12 protein-coding genes are annotated in these 16,982 nt (G+C 42.8%); 1 reads left to right on the top strand and 11 read right to left on the bottom strand.

Going from position 1 to position 16,982, the window contains the following annotated elements; all coding sequences use genetic code 11:
• Positions 1–17: 17 nt before the first annotated feature.
• From QTN47_RS17110 to QTN47_RS17070, 9 genes are all read right to left on the bottom strand, one after another.
• Positions 18–1,055, bottom strand: coding sequence for a hypothetical protein (locus QTN47_RS17110; RefSeq protein WP_369330622.1), 1,038 nt, complete (start codon positions 1,053–1,055; stop codon positions 18–20).
• Positions 1,052–3,280, bottom strand: a complete 2,229-nt coding sequence (locus QTN47_RS17105) for a hypothetical protein (protein ID WP_369330621.1) — start codon at positions 3,278–3,280, stop codon at positions 1,052–1,054. The genes QTN47_RS17110 and QTN47_RS17105 overlap by 4 nt, the downstream gene beginning before the upstream one ends.
• On the bottom strand, positions 3,280–6,462 hold the full coding sequence (locus QTN47_RS17100; RefSeq protein WP_369330620.1) for a coiled-coil domain-containing protein: 3,183 nt from the start codon (positions 6,460–6,462) through the stop codon (positions 3,280–3,282). The genes QTN47_RS17105 and QTN47_RS17100 overlap by 1 nt, the downstream gene beginning before the upstream one ends.
• Positions 6,463–6,596: 134 nt before the next feature.
• Positions 6,597–7,217, bottom strand: coding sequence for a hypothetical protein (locus QTN47_RS17095; protein WP_369330619.1), 621 nt, complete (start codon positions 7,215–7,217; stop codon positions 6,597–6,599).
• 200 nt (positions 7,218–7,417) lie between these two features.
• Complete coding sequence (locus tag QTN47_RS17090; protein ID WP_369330618.1) at positions 7,418–7,735, bottom strand: hypothetical protein; 318 nt, start codon at positions 7,733–7,735, stop codon at positions 7,418–7,420.
• Between the two features lie 38 nt (positions 7,736–7,773).
• The gene (locus QTN47_RS17085; protein ID WP_369330617.1) at positions 7,774–9,123 is read right to left on the bottom strand and encodes a phage terminase large subunit; all 1,350 of its coding nucleotides are present in this window, start codon (positions 9,121–9,123) and stop codon (positions 7,774–7,776) included.
• Between the two features lie 430 nt (positions 9,124–9,553).
• Positions 9,554–10,039, bottom strand: coding sequence for a terminase small subunit (locus tag QTN47_RS17080; protein ID WP_369330616.1), 486 nt, complete (start codon positions 10,037–10,039; stop codon positions 9,554–9,556).
• A 99-nt stretch (positions 10,040–10,138) separates the two neighbouring features.
• Positions 10,139–10,711 (bottom strand): hypothetical protein, encoded by a 573-nt coding sequence (locus QTN47_RS17075; RefSeq protein ID WP_369330615.1) that lies wholly within the window; start codon positions 10,709–10,711, stop codon positions 10,139–10,141.
• Positions 10,712–10,734: 23 nt separating this feature from the next.
• Positions 10,735–11,394, bottom strand: a complete 660-nt coding sequence (locus tag QTN47_RS17070) for a hypothetical protein (RefSeq protein WP_369330614.1) — start codon at positions 11,392–11,394, stop codon at positions 10,735–10,737.
• 704 nt (positions 11,395–12,098) lie between these two features.
• On the opposite strand from QTN47_RS17070, the gene QTN47_RS17065 reads away from it, so the two are divergent.
• The gene (locus QTN47_RS17065) at positions 12,099–12,665 is read left to right on the top strand and encodes a hypothetical protein (RefSeq protein ID WP_369330613.1); all 567 of its coding nucleotides are present in this window, start codon (positions 12,099–12,101) and stop codon (positions 12,663–12,665) included.
• Positions 12,666–12,728: 63 nt separating this feature from the next.
• Here QTN47_RS17065 and QTN47_RS17060 read toward each other — a convergent pair whose 3' ends face one another.
• Positions 12,729–15,545 carry a TonB-dependent receptor gene (locus QTN47_RS17060; protein ID WP_369330612.1) on the bottom strand — a complete coding sequence of 939 codons (2,817 nt, stop codon included), beginning with the start codon at positions 15,543–15,545 and terminating at the stop codon, positions 12,729–12,731.
• A complete protein-coding gene (locus QTN47_RS17055) occupies positions 15,545–16,954 on the bottom strand; it encodes a hypothetical protein (protein WP_369330611.1) in 1,410 nt (469 codons plus the stop codon). Before QTN47_RS17055 ends, QTN47_RS17060 begins: the two co-directional genes overlap by 1 nt.
• Positions 16,955–16,982: the final 28 nt, after the last annotated feature.

The following is a 16,982-nucleotide window of genomic DNA, read 5'->3' as shown; positions in this document are numbered from 1 at the left end:
ATTTCAGCATGCACCGTTTAACTACAGTTGTCATTACTGTAGTTATATGTTTGAGTTTTGAGCTTTGCTGATCCCAGCCCTCTATCAACCGCATTTTCATCCCACTCTATTTTATAGTCTTGATCAATGACATAACCTATCCACGAGTTACTTTCAAGAAATTCAACCTGATCATGAATTAATGCCAGCGATAAGCACTCATGATAAAATTCCGGCATCCAATCCGTGGTCACTTCTACTTGCTTATCCATCTGCGCAGACAGGACCAAGTTTTTGCCGTTACTTTTCCGGTATAACTTTTTGGTGAACAATGGCTGCATGCCTTTTAAATACAGCGGGAGCGATACACGATTATATACCGTTGACACGGGATAGGTAAAACCAAAGGCATCTTCGTTGTTGCGGTAACGCAATTGTGTTATAAAGCGAGCAGTCGTTGACCTGGTAAATACGTTTGATCGATCAAGTACAGCTCCAGGGCCGTCTGCGATACAATAGCAGTAACACTTACCCGGCTTCACAAGACTTTGTATAGCTGTATTGGCGTCCGCGTAAAGCGTTTTATAAGTTCTCACTGAAGCGAGCTGCGATATAATAACGCCGTTCATATAGCTTATTACCAAGTCCGGAGCCCCACAATAAGCAACCATATTAACCGGATCTGAGTCAATGCCGAAGTCACTTAACAACACTGCAGACAATCCTGCTTTGTTTACACTTGGCGAAGAATATTCACGCGTAAAATCACCATATTTTATTGACTTTAAGACAATATTGGTCGAAGGCATCGTAAACTTTACCGCCGTTTCAAGAAGCGTTGGTTGATTGAGCTTGGCGATCAACGTTCCTGAAGTAGTGCAGATACTCACCCATAGCTCCATTGTGGTAGGCACCGTATATCCTTTTGTTGCGCTATCCATAATACCAAACTGGAAAGCAGCATTGAACTTATCGTACTCAGGCAGAGTAAAACCAAATGCCTCAAGGCTGTCTCGTTGCGGCACCCCTGAGAACTGTACAAAGGAAGCTTTGGGTGTGGTTATTTCGTAACTCATGATTCTATTTTAGGAATGAGTGTAAAAGATGCAATACCGGTATTTGGCTCGTAAGTGATCTCGCTAATCCATCCGGATCCTTTTTCTTTCTTGCAGGTCCAACTGATCAGACCATAAGGATTGTTGATTAGGTTTTTGAACCCTGCAGCAGTTAATGGATAACTGAACTGAACCGTTTCATTTCGCAGGATCGGCGTTGAATATTCCGGATGAAAGAAAATGCTGGCGTCAATATCCTGGTTCTCTTGGAGCGGTGCATTATCCATCTTTCCGTAAGGAGCACTTTGCTGTCCCTTGGCCACCAGGTTACCATCACCCGCAGTGAATTTTATTTTTTTGCCTGCAGCATCTCGGTACGATGAAATGATATAAGCAAACCATCGCATGAGGTTGCGGGTAGGCGAGATCCGGAAGTTATAAACCGTATCAGGATCCACTATGTTTTCAGGATTGTCAATGCCGCCTACTTGAGCAGTGAAGTCGCTATTTAGGCAAATGATGAAGGTTTCGTTATCGTAACGCCAGTCAGTATTTGTCTGGTCTTGCCTTCTGGTGAACTCTAATGCATATCCGGAAGCTATCATCTTACACACTTTTTCGAGTGAGTTGTCAACTTGTGTAAGCTGTGTCGCATAGCTCCTTTTGGTAAGAAACTCATCCAGTCCTGACTCCTGTTCTGCTTCCCATTTTTCGTACCCGGTTACAAACTTGGCAATGTGCTTGTCTGTAACTATTTGCTTTGTGACGCCGTCAACATCGCTGCAGGTGAAAATGACGTTATCCTTGTAGAACCATTTCCAGTCTTCTATCCGCACCAGGTAATAAGGGTTATACATGTTCGTGAGATCGTCCGTCAAATCGAAGTTGTCTTCCATCGACTGAATGCCCATGCCAAGGCAGTGTATTGCAGACAGGTCATTGAATAGCTGCTTAAGGTTAACAAAGAACTGTTTGTCTGTGCCGTCCTTACTAACAACTCGACGAATCTTTAAACCGCTTGTAATTGCTTCGAGAGATCCGCGCCCCAATAGATCCATTGCGAATGGTTGGCTATCCGGCCGGCCGAAATACTCGGAGTATAACTTCATCTTGTTGTTTGTTATATTCTCAATGGTTCGACTTAAGGCCTCATTGATCATAAATACATCAGCATGCGTAGGATCGCATTTGCTGATAAGAGACAGTTCAATAAAACATTCAGGGGACTCCGTGATTGTAAAATTTGTAAAGCCGTCCGGATTGGTGGCAAATATGAAAATATACAGCCACAGCTGATCCCCGACGTCCATGGCAACATCAAGTTCATGAGAGATATCAAAGCCAGAGAACAGGATATTATTGTCAGCGAGTCTATCATAGTTAGTCGCAACAGCCGGGTCCTTTCCTGCTCCTAGCCTCATCAGTTGGAGCTGGCCACCTGAAAGTGATCCTCCGGCAACAGCTACGCTTCCTTTCATTCGGAACTTTACATGCATTTGAGATGAGATGCACTTTAATGGAGTATCAAGTTGCTTGAAGTCAATCAGTGGCATCAATCCAGTTGCGGGCTGGCCGTTGAACCCGCCGTTGATCATTTGAGCCGTGTTCCAGATCGTCGATTCATTAACGGTTGTAGAGATTGTTTTTGTGAATCCAGGAATGAACTGGGCACGCATTTGCGGACTGCCACCGGTATTTGTAAACCACTGCGAGTTATTGGTAAAGTTTTCACTTACGAGAGAACTTTCATTCATTGCTTTAGTCGTCAGCGGAATGGCCTTGGATGGTAACTCAATGTTTTTCTTGAGGGTAGAATAATAATCCAGATCGGTAACGTCATCAAATGCTTTGAGAGAGAGCAGATCTACACTCTGCTCTATTCTATTTTTTAGTGTCACGATCTCGCTGATATTGTCAATTCCAGCCTTCACAAAGCAATCGGATCCTGTTGATTCACTATAGTTGGCGAAGATGATGCGGCCGGTAGTAAATGGTAGCCAACCTTTATGGCATTGGTATTCTGCCTGCAGGAACATAACACCTTCGAGCCCATAAGTTTCATATTCCTGTTTTATAATCGTTCGAGCAGGTCCCCAAAATTCGAAGCTGTTTGCCGTGTAGTCGTAGAATAGGCCGTGCATATCCTTGTCACGACTGAGCTTGAACTTTATATCATTCCAACCAACAGGCTCATCAATTACAGTCTTGTTATTGTCACGGTCTATTATGGTGAATCTCCATTCCATTACTTTGTTGAGTATCGTTTATTTTGAAATTCTGTGACTGAATTCTTCCTTTTCATAATTGCGTGAACGCCGTCTTCATCGATTGTAAATTCCATATTGGGCATATCGATATCATTTACGTTGCCAACATGTTTAGCAACTGCAGCTCCGAGCTTGTCATAGTCAATTTGAATATTCTTTGTTCTTATCGCAGAGGCAGGAGGGAGTTTGATATCATAATTCTGAAGGTGAGGAATATTGAGACCAGCCAGATATTCTTCAAACTTCATGCTGTTGATTGCTTCAAGTGCTGGCTGATAGCGTTTGGTGGCAGCAGCATTGATAACCGTTTCATTTTTAGAAAGCATTGCAGGGATGGAATCAGATGTTTCGGTACCTGGTCCGTCGATTCGCACTTTACCATCTTTGAATTTGCGGGCTGCTACTAAGCCTAGTGCAACGCCTTGTTCACCAAGTATCACAGGTATTTGGGCTAAGGCCATGGGCGCCAAAGCTGCGGTAAGGGGATTTGCAGCATAAGTGGCTGCGATTGTTTGAATCTCAAATATTTTCTTAGCACCGTCAATGATAATATCAAAAATTGCTTTCTGCTTATTAATAGCAGCTTCCTCCCTTTGCAATTGCTTTTGCCGTTTATTATACTCATCCTGGGTGATTATCTTTTTATCATATAGCTCTTGGTTTCTATCAGCCTCTGCTTGGAGGTTTGATTTTTTATTGTCGAAAAGCGTATCGCCAAACTCTTTGATAGCGTTGAATGCCTCTTCCTCAAGAGCAATTCTTCTTTTGACTGTTCGCTCAGTATTCTTGATATCAGCATCTGCCCGAGCCTGACTAAGCTCTGCCATTTTGGAGTTGTAGTCCTGCTGATTGATCAAACCACGATCTAGTGAGGCTTTAAGTGAAATCTCTCTATTTTCGATCTGTCTTAGATCGTTTTCGTAGTATGCGTCGTCAAGCTTCTTTCTTGCAGGTCCGTAGGCAGATATTTTATCCTCCAGGAGACTTAACTTATTTTGTTCCTGTTGATAGAATGAGTCAGATCTGCTGCTTTGTGCGTCTATTTCAGCCTGCGCTTTATCACGTTCAAGCTTCTTCTTATCAGCCAAGGCCTTATCGTAAACAGCCTGGATCTTAGCGCGACGCAACTCCTCGTTTTTCTCAGAGTTTTGAATTCCTACAATCTCAAGCCTTGCTTGGTCATCGATAAGGTCCTCTTTAAGTTTTAAAAGCTTTTCATTAGTAGCAGACGCACCACTTATTTCCAGTTGAGAAATTTGGCTGTTCGCGATGGCGATACGCGTGTTAATGGCATCTTCAGCAACCTTCTGGTTAAAATCTTTCGTTAACTGCAGCTCTTGCTTCCGGTAGTCATCATTGATCTTTTTAATAGCCGCCTTACTACCATTTGCGTTTGCTATTTCTAATGCTTTAGTTGCATTGAGCTGATTTATTTTAGCATTGAGTTCTTCTTTGGATCCTTCTTGGGCGAGGATAACCTTATCATCAGCTATTGTCTTTGCCGTATTAAGGTCATAAAGCTCAATTTCCTTCCTTTTAGCTGCAATGTCTTTAGCCGCTTGTAAAGCGATTGTTTTCTTTTGATCTTCGCTTTTGTAGCTTGAATTAATATCCTCATTCGCTTTCGCTCGTATCTGGTCAATCTGTGCAAGCATTTCGGCGCGTGTTCCGGCCTTTGCTTGGGCAACACGCTTTTCATAAAAGGCTGTATTATTTTGTAGCCTCTCTTTGGCTGTTTCTGCGTCATTGTTAATAAGAGAAATGGATATCTTATTGTCCATGTCATTAGCCTGTTCTCGGAGCTTTTCATAGTTGTCCTTAGTTTTTTGAAGCTCCTCAATCCATTTATCATCTGACTTGGTAACTGAAATTTCCCTGTTAGCTATTTTTCTTAATGTCTCATTTGCATTATCATAAGCTTGTTCTTTATCCGCAAGAACTTTCTTAGTCTGTTCTAACTGTGCTTTCTGAGTGTCAATCTCTGCATTCCTTATTTGTTCTGCAGATGCATTCTGTTTTTTTAGTTCAGCAACCCTTTTATCACCGGCGCGACCGATGGCATTAACAAATAAATCATTCAGCTTTAACGTTTCATCCATTGAAGCATTGAACTTCTTTTGCGCCTCAGCCGCATCATTCGTTCTTGAAGTGAAATAAAGCAAAGCCGTAGCCAGTGCCCCAATGCTGATGAGAAGAATACCAGCAGGGCTTAAAGACATTACTGCATTTAATGACTTCTGTGCAGCAATTGCTGCGTACCGGACAACTATATTTTGGCTTTGTGTAGCAGTCTCTAATTGGATGGATGCCGCGTTAATTCGTCTGAGAGCAACTTCGGCACCTGTCTTGGCGATACTTTGATCTTTGATGATATTGTTTAACGATTGTAGGCCCTGTAGGATGGCCATTGCCGCGTTTACCTTAAGTAGAGCTTTCTGCAGATCCTCATTTTCGCTTCCAAATAAAGCTGCTGCACCTTGAGCGATGCTGAAGGCTCCCGCTACTCCGGTTAGGCCTTCAATCATTGCGTCAAATGCAAACGAATCGCTGGCCATAGCTCTGATCCGGGTGCTCATGTCCCCAATGTCATCCTGAAGCTTTGCAGCGGCAACACTCAATTCTTCAAAACTCATCTGATATTTTTCGGAAAAGTCAGACCCGGCATCTTCCATTTCCAACAGTTCTTGCCTCATCGCTCGGAACTGTCCTGTGGCTGTTTGCGCGGACCTTTGTGTAGAGCTGCCAAAGTTTTCCAGCTCTTCCGTTGCCGCCTGTATAAGCGCTCTGATGCTATCCAATTGATCAGCGTTATCTGGATTAACTAGTTCGAGCTGGCCGTTCTTAATGACGTCTTGGTAAAACTGTTTTGTTTGAGCGTTGGTTAGCTGAAGCTCTTTTCGAAGATCCTGTAACGACTTTTTGTATGCAGCCCCTAGCGTTGCTTTGTCAACGTTATTCAAGGCATTGCCCAGATCAACGATACTTTTCTTGGTTGTCTCATTAGTGCTGACGATCTCTTTATTCTTAGCAGCTATAGCAGCCTGAGTTTTCTTCGCCTGCTCCATCATCTCCCGATCGGCCTCAGTGGTGACACCAATTGCTTCAGCGGCTGCGTCATGCCCTTCTGTTTGCACACTTAAAATCGCAACGATTTTGTCCATTGTAAACTACTTCGATAATTTGTTTTCCTTTGCTTTACGAGCTTGGACAGCTATCTCTGTTAAGACTTTATCTAGCTGTTTATAAAACTCCATGATCGTAAAACCGTTAAGCTTTGCGGGGTCACCACCGGAGGCTATTTCAATTTGCCGTTCGATACTTTCTTCCGTTTCAGCAATAAGTTTCCCGACATGTTTGCCGAATGTTCTGTCTTTGCCTGTTCGAGTATCGCTTGATAGCTGTTTATATTTTCGCCGTACTCTTTCAAAAATGGCAGCAACTCCTGTATAGGCGTTTGCAAAAAAAAATCCTTGACATCGGAGTGTTTCTTCCAGTGCTCAATTTTCTTGGCGCCATAATTAAATTCGTAAGTCTCTGGCTTTTCGTTTTTATCGAAGTAAACGACAGAAGCAAGCTTATAGAGTAGGTCCGTGTCAGGAGGAAGCTTAGCACGAACTGCCAGCTGTTCGTTTAGCAAAAATGCTTTGTGTATATCAATTGTTCCAGCCTTAGCGTTGACTGACAGACTTTCGCGAACTGCCTCAGTGTGTTTGATCAGATCTTCCGCAGATATGTTCAGGCTTACCTCGCGGTAGTAAACAAGCGCCTGCAATCCACGGTGATAGGGCAGATTAAAAATGTCTTGGAACTGATAATAATCAATACCTCCACAGGTGAAGGCATATTCGATAATGTGTTTGGAATTGGGAAAATTCTGTTTTGGCTTAAACAGTTTCTTTAGGAGACCAAATGCCATATTCTTGCATGGTTGCCGGTAATTTGTATAACCAGTCTGGCCCAGCCACCAGGTGATTATTCTTTAGCAGCCTGAAGACTTGATTTTTTGGTTTAATCAAAACCTCGAAGCCATTAAACTGCTCGTTTTTGAAATATTGCTTTATACCGCCTGAACAATTGCACTCATAGTACTTTTTCCAACCCTGGTTTATAAGCTCTTCAGTCGACATGTTCTTCAATTAAGGAGGTTATGATTGCAGCAAAACCTCCAACGATGAGCATAGTGTTTAGATATGCAAAAACGTTGGTTTTGCCATCCAAAGCCATCCAGAAGACTGTCCATATGCTTGACATACATATCAGGCAATCCCATAATGGCTTTTGCACCACACGACTTGTTTTCCAGTCGAATATCTTGTCAAGAAAGTTGGCCGATGCAATGCGAATCCTCCCCAGCAACATGCCCTGTTTAAATAGCATATAGGCCGTTGTGTTCTTTAGTACGATGATCAGACTGTATAGGAGCAATTCTTTCATAAGACAAATATAATCCAAATGATAATATTTTAATCTTTTTAAACAACCGGCTTAAACCAATTCAGAAAGGTATTGCAGAAGTACCTGAAGGTATCAAGGGCGTCAGCTTGCTGCGCCGGATCGTCACGGTCTTCTTTAACGATGGTACCGTCTGCTCTTTTCTGAACGTTTTCCATGTCATAAATCAGAGGCTTGCCTTTTACTGCATCAATGATCACTTTATAATATGCGAGAATGCTGTTTACGTGTACAGCGTTTTTATGTAGTCGCGGGTTGGGAATAACCTTTATCTGGCCGTCACTGAGGGTTAAATAATGTTTTATTAGCTTGTAATGCGTCAGTTGCTCTTGCTGCAATGAGCTCTCTGCCTTGCCGCTATAGTCACCAGTGACCATATATAGACAGCCAGGATAATTAACCAGGATATAGCTGCACATGGCATCTATACCACTTTTAGGGAGCTTGATAGTCTCAAGGACATAAATCGTGTCATTATAATGCTGAATGACCGAGCAGCATAATGGATTGCGGTTAAAGTCAAAGCATAGGTACACAATCTCCGAACGATTGAGATGACAGGATCCAACATGCTTCTCTCTCCGGAATGCGAATGCCCATGGATTCTCATTTGGCTGATTACCCCAAAGGCCGAGTGTAAATACCTGGTACCAATAATAATTGCTTTCTTTCAGGCTCTCATGGAATGCTTTACGCTGATCAGTAACGTATGGGTTGTCATGATAAGTAACGTGCGTCGATCTGTACCTCAGCGTAATATCCTTTTTGCCAGGCACCTTGATAACAAATGTGCCAATAAAGTTAAGAAGCGGCGCATACTTGGTAAAGAATACGCGATACAACCAGAAGTCATTAAAGTCCGCAGTTTTGGCCTCTGGGTTGAACGTGAACCAAAGCTTTACCCTGCCTTTATTACTTCGCAGAGATGTTAGCAATGTAATAAAACCTTCTTCAGTAATTTGGTTACCTTCCTCCACCCACGCATGCGATGGATTACTGATTGAACGGATCCTACCTGGTTGGTTAAGGCCGCGGGTAAGAAAGCGATTGTTGTTGATGCAGGTAATTGCAAGCGGGGAAGAGTTGAATTTAAATAGGCTATCGACACCCCAATCTTCGGCAATGTCCTTTATCATCTGCCACTGGGCATCCTTGATGGATTCATGCGTTTCCTTGATTAAAATGCACCGGAAGTAATCCAATGCCATTGAATCTTCTAAAAGCTTTTGTGCTACAAATTGGCTTTTACCAGAATCGCGGCCGCCCCAGATGAATTCAATATCAATAAACTCATCCGGATTATCGCTCTCATCCAAAAGATGATGATAACACTGAAGGTAGACTCCTTTATCCAGATCTATTTCAATCATAAGGACCTATTCACAAAGAATTTTATCCACGCAAAATTTAACGAATATGCCAAGCAGGACAGTAATTATTAGAACAAGAAATGACTTGATAATTCCAATGTCATAGGCCATAAACGAAAAGAGGATCAATAGAAACAAGCTAAGCATAGCCCATCCTAAGAGTTGAGTCCTCGCAACTTTAATGGCACGTTGAATTCGATAGGTGTGCTGATCCTTTTTAGAAAAGATGATTTGAAAACATCTCGCGGCCCATTGAAACAAATAACGAGGCTCATAAATAGAATGGCCAGCTAAAGCAGGCATTCGCCAAAACTGAATGAGTAGCCACAAATGACGAAAAGCATCGGTAAACAAGGAAAACCCACGTTCATGAACTGTGTCAACTATTTCGTCGTCGGTAAAGTGATCGAAGTACTTTGTTTTGCTCATACTATTTTCTTTTGATACTGATTTTTATAGACTGCTGCTCGTTGTCTTTTTCGAATACACCCAAGTGTCTACCGAGGTCAACCAACGCTCCACGCTTGTCTGCCATCTTTAATTCAGTAGTGATCTGGCGAGTTCCATCTTCCAAAAAGCGCTCAGTAACTTTCATTCCTATGACCGGCTTTCGTTTGGGCTTTGTCATTTTAGTGAGGTCCTGGATAGTATTCCCCTCCTTTATAAAATCACCAATATCCCAGAATGCCAAGGCTGCCAGCTCAGTTAAGATGGCATGCTCGGTTATGCCGGATTTTTCCCGCAGTTCCTCCTGAATTTCCCGGATGCGGTCTGTAATGTGAACTTTTGTGAAGTTCTGGTAGCCAATCTGTCTCGCTGTCTTTTTCGAATAGCCGGCAGCAATCGCAGCCTTGGTCTTATCAAGCTTCTTAACGTATTCCTGGCAGAATTTCTCTTCTCTCCCTGTTAGACTCATAAAATAGTTGCAATTCCCACAAAAATAATCTTTATAATCATTATATAATCTTTTAGATTAAATATTAAGTCAATGCGAGCATTTCTGAAAGAAAGTGGCCTATAAACTATCTATAGTATTAGAATCAGCAATGTTTGGGGGTGGGGGAGGCGTTCTATGCCTTATTGAATCGACAGGCATCTTGCTTTTTTGTTCAGGATGATTGCAGTTAGCGACGGTAGAAGCAAATGCCCCATAAACAGACAATATTGGGAATATCCAAGTTGTAAATCCTTTTTCAAAATTTTTCAAAAACTTTTTTCTACGCTTTACTTTCAGATAACTCGAATACCCTTTCATTCGTTTTGCTTCTCTCCCTATCTCAGAAAGTGTAAAATTATCTTTTCCCGAAGGATGATCTTCCGTCAAGCCTTCCTCCCTTAGTATCCACGGTATTTCATCTACGAGCATATTTATCTCAAATGTAATTAGACGCTCCTTTTTATTCATTGACGTCCTACCTTCAACAGCCATTTTCTTAAAGTAGGAGTCAATTATATTTTTAGCTTCTCGCTTAGCAATATGGATCACAAAAGATTCATGTCGCATTGCCATTTGATCGATTACTTTATCTATCAGCATATTGCGGGCTATTTTCTTATAATCTCGTGACATTAAAACTTTAGTTTTCAAATGCTGATAATTTTTGGCTTCCTTTATTTTTTGGGCCAGACAACATTTAACAAGTTATCTCCCGCATAGATCGCAGCATTGCGAAGTCCTGCCCTAAAATATTCCAATGTGAAACGCTTATCCCATGGTTCTCCCGTAGATGTCAATCGTTCTTTATAGACTTGAAACGCACGTGGTATCTCATCATCGGCATACGGCGCTAATTTCAGAACCAAAATTTCGGGTTCGTCAAAAGTTAACATGTCAGGTCGGCTGGCGATTAAAAAAGGTCCATCGCTTTCTTTCAAATCTAATTTTGCTATAATCGGGGAGGCTCGATAATAGTCATAATTAACGATCATCTGACGAGCTGAAGGAGCCGTTTGATTAGTAAAATGCTCGTAAGTAAGCCAATAGGTAATTAAAATTTCCTTCTTTTTAACAGTGATCTTATCAAAACTGTTAACATCATAAAACATTGACCGATAAGTCTCAGCTATTTTTAATAATCTGGAAGAATCAGTTTGCATTGATTTCGGAATTAAAATGTAGCCCGTGGCGCCATAAGAAGTGTCGGGTTGCTCATTGTGGGCCAAAAAGCCACTTCCGGGAATGTAACGAGCCGCTTTTTTTGATGTACTACATGAGACTAGTAGGAACAATGCTATGATCACAGCTGTCCAGTAGTTATTTTTAAACAACATATCATGATTTTTTTTGGGGTTTAAAAAGTCTAAACAAAGCTAGAAATATTGCATAAAAGATTAAAAGCATTAGAATGGTAGCGGGTGTCGTCAGGTTAGCCCAATAACGCATCCCAACGGCCGCAAGAATCGCGAGAACTAAAGGTATTCCCAAGTCTATTAGCATAAGGGTTTTTAAGAAAAATACAGCGTAACTTTTAACCCTCATAGTTCATTGATTTTTTTAAACAATTTTTAAAGCCCGATATTTTTCATAAAAAGGGTTATATCGGAACATTAAAAACATCATCTTCCATAAAAGATTCAGCGGGTTTTCTTCTTTTCCCTAAGTCGATGGTTTCCGCAATCAGAAAAGTATCGAAACCAGTTTGGAAAATTTCCTGCCATTTGCAATTTTTGTTGAAGATTATCTATAATAACCGATTAATTATTTGCTTTTGTTCCTTGTCTTTGCTGCTGTTAATCATTGGCGGAGGTTACTTCTTTTAATGTCTGTCGGATGACTGTCAAACAGCGTAACTATCTGTATTTCAAATATTTAAAAATCCAGTCTTGGGCACAAAAAAAGCCTGTAAAACATTGATTTACAGGCTTTTTCATTTCATAGTTGCGGAATCTAATCCGTCTCAGCGAATAAATTTGGACCTTTCTTTTTGATATCATTTTGCTTCCTTACTTTCGCGCCCTCAAAAAACCGCTACACTATGAATGGCACAACCTTGACTCTTTTGGCCTTAGTTCTATTTTGTGGATGTCAAAAGTCAATTGATCCACTTGAAAACACAGTTGATCTTCCACAACAGGCTATAGATGAAACAACTTTTAGCTTCAAAATGAACGACTCCTTGATTCAATGGAATGGTTCTCTGACAGAAAATGACACAATTGGCGCAGCCTTGGCCAAGTTTACATCGAAAGACCCTAATTACAAAAGCGGGTATTCAATTTTTGCCCGAAAAGTAACCCAAGTCGATACCGTCTATAGAAGGGATTATTTAAACCTGGCAGTACCCGGTGACTCTCTTAATGAAACGACTTATACTTTTCAGTATCGAATCACCAAAGATTTTTTTCCAGGAGATGGTAAGTTTTGGAACATTAGTTACAGCACGTGGCCTGGCGACTTCTACACAGTGACGATATCTAAAGTGCATAACGGTATGGCCGACGGTACATTTTCTGCAAAGTTTACTGATGATCGATACCCTATTAAAAAAGGACAAGCAGTGATAACTGAGGGCAAGTTTACAAATCTGAAAGTACACAAGTAGATTTTCACAGAGTTTATTGGCGAAAACCTTCTTTTCGCCCTTATTTAGCTTATAACCTGTATTCTACCCCAACCACATTTGTCTGTAGTTTTCCGTTTGCTGTATAATCGTTTTGTCCTTATCGCTTTGCCCGGGCAGACCCGATGCGGGAGCGCTGTTGAGATATACTGTGCGGCCCGCATTAAGCAAGTTGCTGATCCGCATAAAAGCACGCCAATGGCGATGAAAGGTTTTTTCCATTGAAAAATTGAGGATGGTATAACCTTTCTGCCAGCTGTCTAAATCATACCATCCCGATACATCTTCAATACGCTTGCCGGTATAGATGCCGGTTAGCTGTCCCGTCCAGCCGATGCGGGGCGCCCTGTAACTGATATTCAGGTTGGCCAGGTGAGCAGACTGTCCCTGCAACGGGCGTTGCTGTTGCCTGGTAACGGTAATAATGTCGGAAGAAACATCATGCGGGTCTTCGCGCTGCTTGTATTTTTTATTCTGGTTGATTTGCGATACCGTAAATGTATAATTACCCGTAATGCTGAAGTTGCTTATATTTTTTACGACACTAAGTTCTAAACCATAGTTCTGTGCTTTGCCAAAATTGCGCAGCTGCTCTGTTATTTTGGTCGCGGGTGTGTAGCTCAGCGCACCGCTGGGTAAGGGATATAAAGTATCACCTGCATTCAGTAAAGTTTTTTCATAGGGATGATTGATGTGCTTGTAAAAAGCAGTCACCTGCAACACATCCAGGAGTCCGGGCGCATATAATTCATAACGCAGGTCAAAGTTATCGGCTATGGTGTGTTGTAAGAAGGGATTACCGGCAATGGTGTAATCATCATAATTCATATTAAAGAAGGTGAGATCGTACAAAGCCGGCCTGCTAATGGCTTTGTAATAGGAAACACGCACCGCCTGTTTCGGTGTAAGTGCATACCGTACGTGCATTGAAGGTAACCAGTCGTAATAATCCACCTTTACTTCATTCCCCGTATTATCAGTAGGCGCTGCCACAGCATTCAATAGTTGAAGCGTGTGTTCATTGCGCAGGCCGGTAACAATATCCAGCTGTTTGATATGAATGTTGGCTTCTGCAAAAAAAGCGGAGATGTTTTCTTTAGCCGTATATGTGCCGGGCGTATTGGTATTGCCTAAAGGATTTTGCGGGCCGTTATTATTGTACCATTGTGCATCATAAATATTCGTGAAAGGCTGCCCGGTTGAGTCGGTATAGGCAGGATTAAAAAAGTATTCATTGAAGAAATTACTCCTGTTGCGGTATTGCAGCAGTGTTCCCCCTGTAACAGAAAGGCTGTTTCTGAAAACTGCAGGCACATAGTTCAGTTTTGCGGAGAGGTCTTTTTCATTTTCTGTGTTGTGTAACCAGATCCTGTTCAAGGGCGCCAGCAGTACAGGTGTTTGGTACACCACATCGTCTGCACCTTTAATGCGGCCGGTATTTGCAGTAAGCTCAGCCCAGTCCGGATAGCTGCCGTAAGCATGCGAATAAACAGCATACCAGTTGAGCTTCCATGCAGTGCTTAGCGTATGCACTCCCTGCAGATTGAGATGATATAACGATTGCAGGTGCTGGCGCGAGCGTTGAGAAAAAGCTATTCGTCCTGTGCCCGGACCACTGCGACCTTCGGCCAGGCTGGTATCTACCCAGTCGCGTGCTTCATTATCCTTTTTGGCGGTATAAAACTGGTCGAGCCGGATACTGTTGGTTGCATTGAAGCGGTAATCAGCCGCCGTATAAAAATAAGTGCGAAAACTGCTGATAGAATAATGCCGTTGTGTAAAATCAGTTATACCGGGCACGTTGTTTAACTGTGGCTCGTTGTTCTGCACAATGAGAAAACTGTTAGAACCCTGTTGCATGTTTTGCATACCTGCTTCCGCTACAATACCCAGCTTCTGCTTTAAAAATTTTTTGCCCCACCATATATCACCCTGCATATTGGGCAACGGGTGTTTTTGATGAAAGGATAAATTGTCTTTTGTAAAATCTGTTCCCTGTGCATAATGGCCGTCGCCATATTTTTCATAGGGCGATTGACGCTCTATTACATTGCTGTTGAACGTTAAATACTGACGCTGAAAAAACAACTGATCATAACCCGTTGCCAGCCGGACTGAAAACTGTTCCGCTGCAGGCACCTGCCGCGTTACAATGTTCATCAACCCGCCAATGGCATCGCCGGGCATGCCGGGCGTAAGGGTTTTGTACACTTCCAGCCGCTCGATCATATTGGCCGGAAACAGGTCGAGGGCTACATAACGGCTGCGGTCATCAGGACTAGGTAAAGGAATACCATTGATGGCAGTGTAACTGTATTTGCTATCCATTCCACGAATGATGGCGCGCGTAGATGCACCGCTTTCGTTAGCTGATAAAGATACCCCACTGGCGCGTTGCAGCACATCAGCCATGGTAAGATCTGAAGAACGCACAATTGACTGCCGTGAAAGGCTATTCACAAGGGGGACCGACCGTTGCTCCTGTTGCCGGGAATACTGTTCTGTGCCGGGATCTATCGCTGTAGTTACCGATACCTCGTTGAGCGCATGTACAATGGGTTGTAATGCCAAATGCAGTGCAAGCTGTTTTTCCGCTTGTACAGAAATAGAAAAGCTGTCGGGTTGATATCCGACAGCTGTAGCATAAATATGATATGTTGCTATTGGTACATTCCGGAACGAAAAAAAACCATTCTGATCGCTAATAACGACCTTGTTATTTTCAATAATCCGGATCGTAGCGCCGGCAACAGGTGTTCTGTTTGTTTTGTCCACCACTTCGCCTTTGATCGTAGCAGCCTGCACAGCGGGGAAAACTACGATCAGCAAAAGCAGTAAAAAGTATTTCAACCAATCAGCCATTAGTGTTGATTGCCGCTGTGATCTGACTGAAATGCACCAATATCTTTACCGGGCTGCGTAATTTCTGTAACGCCATATACCGCGTCATCTTTTACTACCGCAAAAGGCTGGAAACCGGTAAAGGCTTTGCCAATCGCAGGAGATTTGCTTTGTAAATGAAAATCGTAGCTGCCTACAAAATCATTCGCAATAAAATTGAAATTAGCTGCAACCGGTAACGGATAATTTACAAACAAAGGATTGTTGGCTCCGGGCGTAGTTGTGTTGCCGCCGTTGATGTCACCCGGCTGTTGCTTAGTAATATAACCGGCAGGCAGAAACTGCGCTGTAATGGTCGTTTTGTCGCCGTAATTATAGGTATAACCATATTTTACATTCGCTGTGTCGGCTGCGGGAACACTGCTGCCGCTTCCCATAATGGCTAATCCAAATGCACAATTCACCAGCAGGTTATTGTAGCAATTGCCCCTGCCGCCATTTTCAAAATCGAGTGAGCCGCCTTCTCCCACTTTCTGCTGACGGTAGCCCGTGCTGATAATGGTATTGTTAAACATGCTGGCATTGGCCTGCGGCGAAAGACCGCCTGCATTGGCTGATTTAAAAGCATTACCAGTACCGCCAACTACCAGGTTATAAGCAATATCACCTATACTTCCACTTTTAACATTCACACACTCACCGGCAGTAAGACCCGCTTTTTCAAATGTGTTGCGGAATATTTCAAACTTACCTCCGGCTATACGCACCATATCGTTGACGGAACCATAGAGCCAGCTGTCTTCCAGCACAAAACTGGCGTTGGGGTTTTGCATGTAGATACTATAACGCGATACATTAGGACGATAAGGATCGTTGGCGGGACCCAGGCCGCCAGTGTACTCTATACGGGTCCATTTGATGATAATATCGCCCGAGCCGGCCGCGCCCTGTATGCCGCCCCAGTAACCTTTAAAAGCAGGATCGGTTTGAGGGGACTGCGGATCTTTTGCAGGATCTGATTTCAGTGATGCATCGGCAACGGTGAATAGTACCGGTGCAGCTTTGGTGCCAATTGAATACAAGCTTCCTTTTACCACAATACCGGGCGCGTGCCCCTGCGTACCAATCGCAGTGGGTCCGGTAGAAGGACCGATCACCAATACCTTTACACCGCTTTGTATCATCAGCGTGTCGCCTGCATTGATCACGGCGTCGCCTGCTCCGCTATACAGATAATAAGTGCCGCTTTGTTTTAATGTACCCTTAATGCTTCTTCCGTTAGAACCATTGAGGCTGTTAAGTGTATCGCCATCCTGAATGTAACTGCCTGCCACTGGGTCCGGGCGGGTTACCGATACATCTTCGTTTTTGCTGCAGGCCGTCAGCAATATCGCTGAAGCACCACACAGTTGAAAGAACCTTCTTTTCATGATTGCAGCTGGTTGTTTAAAGTGAGTA

Origin of the sequence: Danxiaibacter flavus (assembly GCF_041060425.1) — a bacterium.
In the GTDB taxonomy this organism is placed as follows: Bacteria; Bacteroidota; Bacteroidia; order Chitinophagales; family Chitinophagaceae; genus Danxiaibacter; species Danxiaibacter flavus.
This window is presented reverse-complemented; position numbering and strand designations above follow the sequence as displayed.

Excerpts from the sequence above, each read along its gene's own strand:
- QTN47_RS17110 (WP_369330622.1), bottom strand. The coding sequence starts at position 1,055 with ATGAGTTACGAAATAACCACACCCAAAGCTTCCTTTGTACAGTTCTCA.
- QTN47_RS17105 (WP_369330621.1), bottom strand. The coding sequence starts at position 3,280 with ATGGAATGGAGATTCACCATAATAGACCGTGACAATAACAAGACTGTA.
- QTN47_RS17100 (WP_369330620.1), bottom strand. The coding sequence starts at position 6,462 with ATGGACAAAATCGTTGCGATTTTAAGTGTGCAAACAGAAGGGCATGAC.
- QTN47_RS17095 (WP_369330619.1), bottom strand. The coding sequence starts at position 7,217 with ATGGCATTTGGTCTCCTAAAGAAACTGTTTAAGCCAAAACAGAATTTT.
- QTN47_RS17090 (WP_369330618.1), bottom strand. The coding sequence starts at position 7,735 with ATGAAAGAATTGCTCCTATACAGTCTGATCATCGTACTAAAGAACACA.
- QTN47_RS17085 (WP_369330617.1), bottom strand. The coding sequence starts at position 9,123 with ATGATTGAAATAGATCTGGATAAAGGAGTCTACCTTCAGTGTTATCAT.
- QTN47_RS17080 (WP_369330616.1), bottom strand. The coding sequence starts at position 10,039 with ATGAGTCTAACAGGGAGAGAAGAGAAATTCTGCCAGGAATACGTTAAG.
- QTN47_RS17070 (WP_369330614.1), bottom strand. The coding sequence starts at position 11,394 with ATGTTGTTTAAAAATAACTACTGGACAGCTGTGATCATAGCATTGTTC.
- QTN47_RS17065 (WP_369330613.1), top strand. The coding sequence starts at position 12,099 with ATGAATGGCACAACCTTGACTCTTTTGGCCTTAGTTCTATTTTGTGGA.
- QTN47_RS17060 (WP_369330612.1), bottom strand. The coding sequence starts at position 15,545 with ATGGCTGATTGGTTGAAATACTTTTTACTGCTTTTGCTGATCGTAGTT.
- QTN47_RS17055 (WP_369330611.1), bottom strand. The coding sequence starts at position 16,954 with ATGAAAAGAAGGTTCTTTCAACTGTGTGGTGCTTCAGCGATATTGCTG.